Source organism: Bifidobacterium cebidarum, assembly GCF_009193305.1.
Lineage (GTDB): Bacteria > Actinomycetota > Actinomycetes > Actinomycetales > Bifidobacteriaceae > Bifidobacterium > Bifidobacterium cebidarum.
Map to the genome: position 1 here is coordinate 90,704 of NZ_WBVS01000008.1, position 7,404 is coordinate 98,107.

Sequence of the window (7,404 nt, forward strand, 5' to 3'; positions counted from 1 at the left end):
AAGAACATTGACCATCGCTGATTTGCTGCAGATTCTTCGCAAGCATATCGTGGCCGCGATCATCTCCTTCGTAGTGGTTTTCGCCGCCGTTGCAGCCGTTACCTTCATCATGCCGCCGAAGTACACGGCCACCGCTGAGGTGTTCGCCACATACACCGGCCAGTCCGGCGAAACCCAGAGCACCAACGATATGAGTTCCGGCACCAACTATCTGAACACCCAGATCAAGACGTATCCGGAACTGGTGAAGACCGAATCCGTGCTTCAGCCGGTTATCAGCGAGCTCGGCCTGGATATGACCACCGCCGATCTTGCGCAAGTGGTCACCGCCACCAATCCGACCAACACGTTTATGGTGGATATCTCCGCTGAGGTCGGCGACCCGCAGCAGGCGGCGGACATCGCCAACAGCGTCTCCCGCAATTTGGCCAAGCAGATTTCCTCTGATTTGTACAACAGCACTGGCAAGTCTCCGATCAAGCTCACCGTGGTACAGAAGGCTCAGGTGCCGACCAGCCAGAGCTCCCCGAACATCCCGCTGTATCTGGCCGCCGGCCTGGTGCTCGGCGTGATCGTCGCCGTGGGCGTCGCCCTGCTCAAGGATATTCTCAACACCAAGGTGGATACCACCGAGGATGTGCGCGAGGCGCTGCACGCTTCCTCCCTTGGCACCGTACCGTCCTCGGCCATGTTGGATGACAGCCGTCCGGTCGTAGTGGCTCAGCCTGCCGGCAGCGAGACCGAAGAGTTCCGCCGTATCCGCACGAATCTTTCCTTCCTCACCACCACCGCCACGGAAGGCCACGGCCGACTGCTGGTCATCACTTCCACCGACCCGTCCGAAGGTAAGACCACGGTTTCCTCCAACGTGGCTGCGGCTCTGGCGGAAGAAGGCAAGAGCGTGCTGCTCATCGATGCCGATCTTCGCCACCCCTCCGTGGCCCACAAGTTCGGCATCGAAGGCCATGTGGGCCTGTCTCATGTGCTGTCCCGCCAGGCTTCTCCGGCCGATGTCATCCAGAAGTATTGGAAGGCGAATCTGCACATCCTGCCTGCCGGCAAGCGCCCGGCCAATGCCAGCATCCTGCTGAACTCCGATATTATGCGCGAGCTGGTTGAACAGGCCCTGACCCAGTACAACTACGTGATCATCGATACCGCTCCGCTCTCCGTGGCCAGCGACGCCATCGTGTTCGGTCGCATGGCCGGCGGTCTGGTGCTGGTCACCGGTAAGGGTGTTGTGGAGAAGAAGGAGCTGGAAGGCACGGCCACCGCATTGAAGACCGCTGAGGTTCCGGTGCTGGGCTACATCTTCAACTTCGCCGATCCGAAGAAGATTCATTCCAAGAATTACTACTATTACTATTACGAGAATGGCGAGAAGCGCAATTCCCGCAAGGGCAAGAAGCATAAGTAAGTATTAGAAATTCAAATAGGAAACCCCGCGCAATAATATGCGCGGGGTTTCCTATTTGAAGCTGTCTCTAGGCAATCGGAATAATCACTCAGCTGCTTCGGTCTCAGCCTCGGCGGCCTTCTTACGACCACGACGCTTCATAGTGCCGGCCACAGCATCTTCAATATTGAAGATCACCGTCTTGTCTTCCGGGTAGACCGCACCCTTCACCGACTGATAGGCGATTTCGCCTTCCGGGGCTTCCGCCAAGGTGAAGTGCTCAAGCAGTGCGGCTACCAGCACTGCATCCTTGATGCTGACCGAAGAGGTCTGCTTGTCTTCGGACTTGCTGAACTTCAATGCATTCGTAGCCTTGGCCGTGGTAGGAGTCACGGCAACCTGCTTGGTCTTCTCATTAATGAGGATTTTCACATAGGCCGGGTACCCGAGTTCGGCAGCGGTAGCCTTATTGAACTTCACGGCCGATGCGGTAATGGTCATTACCGTTTTGCCAACCGGCTTGGTCAAATTAATCTCTTCAAAACCCTGAATCAGTGACGCCATTATTCCTCCTATAAACGTGCAATGTTTTGACATATTGAAGGCAAAACATCGTAATAAATATCGCTTTTATTGTAACCTATAATTCATGTAATTACTAACGTAATTATTGACCTATTTTTACTAATTTATTAATGATTTTCCACTGTATTAAGCGCTCACCAAAACGTATCGACAAAGCCGTTCTGGTCTTAACTGGAATATCGTGCCCATATTCCCCACCGATCTTTCGCCATTGGTAAAGAAATCTAGTATGTTATCCCATATCCTTTGTCCGGGGCTTATCGCTGAATAGACTGACATTCTGGAATATTGTGAGTAAGCCATCGTAAGAAACGAGAAGAGACATGGGTTCAGAGGAACATCCTGAGTTGAATGCCGACACCCCAAAGGATACGGCGCCCAGGGACATCGTTGATACCTTCTGGGATATCCCGCCTATTTCTTTTGATGAGAACGCCAAGCCCATTACTGCCACTCCATCAGGCGACGATGCAGCATCCAAGCTCAAGCAGGAACCGGGTTCTTTCACGGCACCAAGCTTTGACGATATTCTTCAATGGCCCTCCACCGGAACCGCAACACCGGCAAACAACGCCCAGCCCATTGATGCGCCGAATTTCCCAGCGACGGGAAACAACCATGGCGGAGCGGCCAACGCGACTAATGTCGCCGAAGTCCCCGGCAAGCCTGACAACGCCGCTGACAAGCCGCAGGCAGTTCCTCCCTTGTTCGCTCCGGTCCCATCGACACCCAACACCACCTCCGCTCGCGGAACCGATGATTTGGACATCGATTTCAGCGCCATCGAGCAGAAACCGACACCTGTTGAAGCGCCAAAGCCATCAGCAACCGCCGAACATGCCACGACCAAGCGCGGAAATAAGTCGAAGGTCATCGCCACTGCCGTAGTCGCCGCAATAGTGGCTTCCGGCGCTGCCGTTGCAGGCGGCTTATGGTGGCGCGCGCAGCAGGATGATCAGGAAACGCAACGCCTGCATCAGAGCGCGTTGACTCAGTGCACTGCTGCGGTCAGCGATTACGCTACCGCGCAGAAAGCCTTGTCCAAGGCGTTGACTGACGCGAAGGGCGCTCAGGCAATCACCGCCGATCAAGTTGCCGATGCTTCCACTGTGGATGCACTAGCCAAAGCTATTGCCGCAGTGAAGACTGCGCAGACCATCGAATGCGAGTCTTCAGCGTCCACGCAGCAATTGCAGCAGTTTACGCAAAACGCCAAGGATCAGACCAAGACCGCGAAGAGCGATACCAAGACCATTACCGATGCCGTGCAAGCCGTCAATACCAGCAAGAGCGCCAAGGACGTGGCCAATGTGCAGCAGACGTTGCAGGACAAGGTCGCTGAGGCACAGACACTGTTGACGAACAGCTGGGGTCTTGTTGAGAACAACCAGACGCGCATCGATCTGGAAGCCGCCATCAATAACGCCAACACCGTCCTTGAACAGCAGGCCAGCGACACCCAAGCCATGCAGGATGCGGTAACCGCACTGGATACCGCCACGCAGGAGGTCAACACCTCCATGGCCAACTACTCCGCTGCCGTGGCCGCGCAGCAGCAGTATGCTCAGCGACGTAGTACAACTGATACAACGTCCATCCCTGACTCCACCACTACAGACACCAGCGGCGATGAGGAAACCAAACAAGAAAGCACTACAACTCCTCAGACAACTCCTCAGACAACTCCTCAGACAGATCCGGAGTCCTGAAATATGGAGCATCGCAAAAAACTTGGCTCCTCTCTCCGAGGGGAGCTGCCAGCACAGCTGACTGAGGGGGAGCAACTTCAGCAAGAATAGTAGTGTGCCGGTGCCATTCACATATCAATGGCACCGGCACACTACTATCTAGACGCTTATTTACTACTTACTTCCCTTGCGTCTCACGCTTATACTGCGCAAAAACCTTCACTCCATAAGCCATCGCGCATAAGCCTGCAATCGCGGCCAATAGCACAGCCGTGCTCACGCCAGTGGAGGCGAGCACACCGGTCGGCTGTGCAGTGGCGTTGGTCGTGGCGCCGCCATTGCTGTCATTGCCGTCATTTGCGGCGGTTTGCTTCACCGTGTTGTTGCCTGTTGCACCATCGCTCTTCGGCTGATCGGTCTTGCCATGAGACGCATCGTTCTTGTCCGTGGAGCCATTGCCCGAATCGCTATTGTTTCCACTGTTCGAGGAGCTATTGTCGTTCTTCGAATTGCCGGAGAGTACTCCCAGAATATCGTTATTCCACTTCTGCAGGGAAGACAGAAAATCCTCATGGTCTTGCTTGAGCTAATCATGGTCGTTCTTGATATTCTGATGAATCTGGTCAAGATGCTTCTGTGTATTCTGAGCATCCTGATGCAACGTGTCATGCGTGTCCTGCAAACGATCATGCGCATGATCAACAGCACCCTTGATATCATCGTGCGTCTGCTGCGCATCCTGCCAAGCCTGTTCGTTGTGCTGGCGGATGTCATTCGCATCATCATGCGCCTGCTGATGCAGATCTTCCGCATGCTGCTTCGCAGTGTCAAGGTCTTGCTTGATCTGACCGTTCGTCTGATGAATATGGTTCAGGGCGTTGCTCACATCTTCCGGTACCGTGCCGCTGATGTTGGTCTGGCCTTCAATGTCAATGGTGGTGTCCGCGAATGCGCTTGTTGGAAGCGCTCCCGCAAATCCGAATACACCAGCTGCCACGGCTATTGCCGCAATAATCTTCTTCTTACGCACTCTCATCACCCCGCACTATTCCAACGGTTTCCGCTTATATGGCATCCGCGGCATACGGGCACTTCTCCCCCATTACACCGTTCACCCAGCATCATAGGTCGATGAGTCTCAAGCGTATATCGACAGATATACGTCAAGCCGCCTAATTACCGCATTGCCACCTACCCACCAACCGGCATCCGGCACTGCCTCGTATGCAAAAATGTTAGCTTTATCTAACATTTCACATAATGTAAGTTTTATCTAACATTTTTACCGATACTTATGTTATGATTTTCTAACAAAGAAGACAATGTTAGATAATCCAAACAAAAGGAATTTATGCGTATCTCCAGCAGCATCCGTTCTATGCGCCAGATATCAACAAGTCTGCGAGATGCGCGCATCGTCAAAGGTCTCACTCAAGCTGAACTCGCCGAGCTGACCGGGCTCACCCGCCCTTGGATCAATCAATTCGAGCAAGGCAAAATCATGAACGCCAGCTTCAGCCGAATACTCCTGATGTGTCGCGTGCTCGAGGTTACTTTTACAGTCTCTTATGACGTTCCCAAAGCCGAGGAAGATTCCGCAGGAAATGAATCGTCAGCAAATCAGGAAGTAGCACCATCATTAGCCCACAGTCTTGCATTATCAACTGATGCACTTGACGCTCTTCAGAAGGTCGTGCAATCGAACATGCCCGGACTGCAACCGCAAATACTTGCATCGGCGTCGAAATATCTTAGCTCGCTAAACGATTTTTCGTTATCTAGTGAATCCAAAGTACTCCCCGATGACGCCCTGAACACCGACAGCAAGGAAAGCGAGGAAGCCACCCATGACTAAAGTCAAAGCGCTTACCGTCCTCCTGGAAGGAATTCCCATCGGCGTACTCGAGGAAGACGCCACAGGCAAGCACTCTTTTACCTATGACCTAACAAGCCCAAGCAACGCTCAGCTTTCGCTGTCCATGCCCAGGCGTGCACAGCCATGGAAAGGTTTGCCCGTTGAAGCCTACATTGATGGCATTCTGTGCTTTACTCGTCTAATCTTGCATCGTAGCGCGCGATGAGACCTTGCTGCACACGCTCAAACTCGGGAATATAGTCAGTAATTACAGTGTCTACAAGGTGCCTGGCTCGCTCCTCGTCGTAGATATGCGCGGAATCATTGCGGTCGCGCAGCATACGGAGCCACAGAGTTTCATCCATGAAATCGTAGTACTGGAATGCCGTCTTAATCACATCCCTAGGAGACCCGGAAGCGGAAACGGGATCCCCCTCATAAGCCAGCAGTGTTTTGAATAGCTTCCATCCCAGTTCGAATTGCAGCTCGAACTTATCGATAATGCCGCTTTGGATGAATTCGTTACTCAAGTCCTGCGATGGCGCCTGCTGTAACGAACGCAATGCGGATGCATAATTCTCATACTTTTTCATAGAGTATCTTGCCTTCGCTCTTGATCTGCTCTCTCAGGGATTCGGAAATGGGTGCGTCTAAGTTAATCACATCCACTTTCAGCAACGACCAAAGATCATCCTGAAGATGCCTTTCCAATCCGTCGAAATCGGAACACCCAGCCACGGCAAGGTCGATGTCGCTTTTCGGCCGATTGGTACCTTTTGCGCGCGAGCCAAACAGCAATACCTTGCGCGCGTTAAATTCCGCAGCGAACAGACGGATCTGGGCATATACATCCTCAATGGGAACCCTCATTACGCCTCCAGACCACATATGACTCGCGATATGACTTGCCGTTATCGCCATCATACGACCGATTCGGCATGATTGAGCACCTATCGACAGTCCAAACTCGAATGCAACCGATTAACCATTTCGTGATTACCTTAATCGTGACATAGTTAAACATGGCGACATTATTGGTAGTGCACAAGATCTTGGGCACTCCCCCCATAAACATTACCGAACATACAGCGTAAGGTCCGTAAGGCCATAAGACAGTGGGGCGGCGGAACCGTTGAAGTTCCGCCGCCCCACTGTCTTATGCGCGCCTTACATAGGCCTCATACACATACCCACTGAGAATCAATATTCGTTGGGGATGAGCACTACTTTGCCGTCGGCGACGTCTTTGAGGTGCTTGCCGTAGGGACTCTTGCCGTAACGCTCGGCGGACTCCAAGAGCTCGTCCTTGCTGATCCAGCCGTTCTCGTATGCGATCTCCTCCACGATGGCGATGGGCAGGCCCTGGGCGCGTTGCACGGTGCGCACGAACTCACCCGCTTCGTACAAGGAGTCCATCGTGCCGGTGTCCAGCCAGGCGTAACCACGGCCAAGCGTACGCACGTTGAGGGAGCCGTCCTCGAGGTACATCTTGTTCAAGTCGGTAATCTCCAGCTCGCCACGGGCGGAGGGCCTGACCTGCTTGGCGAACTCGGTGACACGCTCATCATAGAAATACAGCCCCGTCACCGCATAGTGCGACTTCGGCTGGGCGGGCTTCTCCTCGATGGAGACGGCCTTCTTGTTCTCGTCGAACTCCACCACGCCGTAACGCTCCGGATCATCGACATAATAGCCGAACACGGAAGCACCCTCGCCGTTCTCCGCCTTGGCGACGGCCTTACGCAAAGCCGCTCCGAGGCCGTTGCCGTAGAAGATGTTGTCGCCGAGCACGAGGGCGCAGGGCTCGCCGGCGATGAACTCCTCGCCGAGGATGAACGCCTGGGCCAGGCCGTCCGGACTGGGCTGCACCTTATAACTGA

General features: G+C 53.8%; 10 protein-coding genes. 4 read left to right on the forward strand and 6 right to left on the reverse strand.

Annotated elements, in window-relative coordinates:
- Positions 1–7: 7 nt before the first annotated feature.
- Positions 8–1,417 (forward strand): polysaccharide biosynthesis tyrosine autokinase, encoded by a 1,410-nt coding sequence (locus tag F7D08_RS08050; RefSeq protein ID WP_152210122.1) that lies wholly within the window; start codon positions 8–10, stop codon positions 1,415–1,417.
- An 84-nt stretch (positions 1,418–1,501) separates the two neighbouring features.
- Here F7D08_RS08050 and F7D08_RS08055 read toward each other — a convergent pair whose 3' ends face one another.
- The gene (locus F7D08_RS08055; protein WP_152210123.1) at positions 1,502–1,960 is read right to left on the reverse strand and encodes a hypothetical protein; all 459 of its coding nucleotides are present in this window, start codon (positions 1,958–1,960) and stop codon (positions 1,502–1,504) included.
- 344 nt (positions 1,961–2,304) lie between these two features.
- Between F7D08_RS08055 and F7D08_RS08060 the strand changes: the two genes are divergently transcribed.
- Positions 2,305–3,690, forward strand: a complete 1,386-nt coding sequence (locus F7D08_RS08060; RefSeq protein ID WP_152210124.1) for a hypothetical protein — start codon at positions 2,305–2,307, stop codon at positions 3,688–3,690.
- A 157-nt stretch (positions 3,691–3,847) separates the two neighbouring features.
- On the opposite strand, the gene F7D08_RS08065 is transcribed toward F7D08_RS08060, so the two are convergent.
- Positions 3,848–4,045: a hypothetical protein gene (locus tag F7D08_RS08065; protein ID WP_152210125.1), complete on the reverse strand. Its 198-nt coding sequence runs from the start codon at positions 4,043–4,045 to the stop codon at positions 3,848–3,850.
- 210 nt (positions 4,046–4,255) lie between these two features.
- Positions 4,256–4,705, reverse strand: coding sequence for a hypothetical protein (locus tag F7D08_RS08070; protein WP_152210126.1), 450 nt, complete (start codon positions 4,703–4,705; stop codon positions 4,256–4,258).
- Between the two features lie 315 nt (positions 4,706–5,020).
- Between F7D08_RS08070 and F7D08_RS08075 the strand changes: the two genes are divergently transcribed.
- Both F7D08_RS08075 and F7D08_RS08080 read left to right on the forward strand, forming a co-directional pair.
- Positions 5,021–5,524, forward strand: a complete 504-nt coding sequence (locus F7D08_RS08075) for a helix-turn-helix transcriptional regulator (protein WP_152210127.1) — start codon at positions 5,021–5,023, stop codon at positions 5,522–5,524.
- Positions 5,517–5,750 carry a HipA N-terminal domain-containing protein gene (locus F7D08_RS08080; protein WP_152210128.1) on the forward strand — a complete coding sequence of 78 codons (234 nt, stop codon included), beginning with the start codon at positions 5,517–5,519 and terminating at the stop codon, positions 5,748–5,750. Before F7D08_RS08075 ends, F7D08_RS08080 begins: the two co-directional genes overlap by 8 nt.
- Here F7D08_RS08080 and F7D08_RS08085 read toward each other — a convergent pair.
- The 3 genes from F7D08_RS08085 to F7D08_RS08095 form a co-directional block, all read right to left on the reverse strand.
- Positions 5,716–6,117 (reverse strand): HI0074 family nucleotidyltransferase substrate-binding subunit, encoded by a 402-nt coding sequence (locus F7D08_RS08085; RefSeq protein ID WP_152210129.1) that lies wholly within the window; start codon positions 6,115–6,117, stop codon positions 5,716–5,718. The genes F7D08_RS08080 and F7D08_RS08085 overlap by 35 nt on opposite strands.
- Positions 6,104–6,445: a nucleotidyltransferase family protein gene (locus tag F7D08_RS08090; protein ID WP_226803442.1), complete on the reverse strand. Its 342-nt coding sequence runs from the start codon at positions 6,443–6,445 to the stop codon at positions 6,104–6,106. Before F7D08_RS08090 ends, F7D08_RS08085 begins: the two co-directional genes overlap by 14 nt.
- A gap of 279 nt (positions 6,446–6,724) precedes the next feature.
- On the reverse strand, positions 6,725–7,404 hold a 680-nt coding region (locus tag F7D08_RS08095; RefSeq protein WP_152210130.1), incomplete at its 5' end, for a sugar nucleotidyltransferase.

Bases quoted from the DNA above. Each gene is read 5' to 3' on its own strand.
- F7D08_RS08055 (WP_152210123.1), bottom strand. From the start codon at position 1,960: ATGGCGTCACTGATTCAGGGTTTTGAAGAGATTAATTTGACCAAGCCG.
- F7D08_RS08060 (WP_152210124.1), top strand. From the start codon at position 2,305: ATGGGTTCAGAGGAACATCCTGAGTTGAATGCCGACACCCCAAAGGAT.
- F7D08_RS08070 (WP_152210126.1), bottom strand. From the start codon at position 4,705: ATGAGAGTGCGTAAGAAGAAGATTATTGCGGCAATAGCCGTGGCAGCT.
- F7D08_RS08075 (WP_152210127.1), top strand. From the start codon at position 5,021: ATGCGTATCTCCAGCAGCATCCGTTCTATGCGCCAGATATCAACAAGT.
- F7D08_RS08080 (WP_152210128.1), top strand. From the start codon at position 5,517: ATGACTAAAGTCAAAGCGCTTACCGTCCTCCTGGAAGGAATTCCCATC.
- F7D08_RS08085 (WP_152210129.1), bottom strand. From the start codon at position 6,117: ATGAAAAAGTATGAGAATTATGCATCCGCATTGCGTTCGTTACAGCAG.
- F7D08_RS08090 (WP_226803442.1), bottom strand. From the start codon at position 6,445: ATGGCGATAACGGCAAGTCATATCGCGAGTCATATGTGGTCTGGAGGC.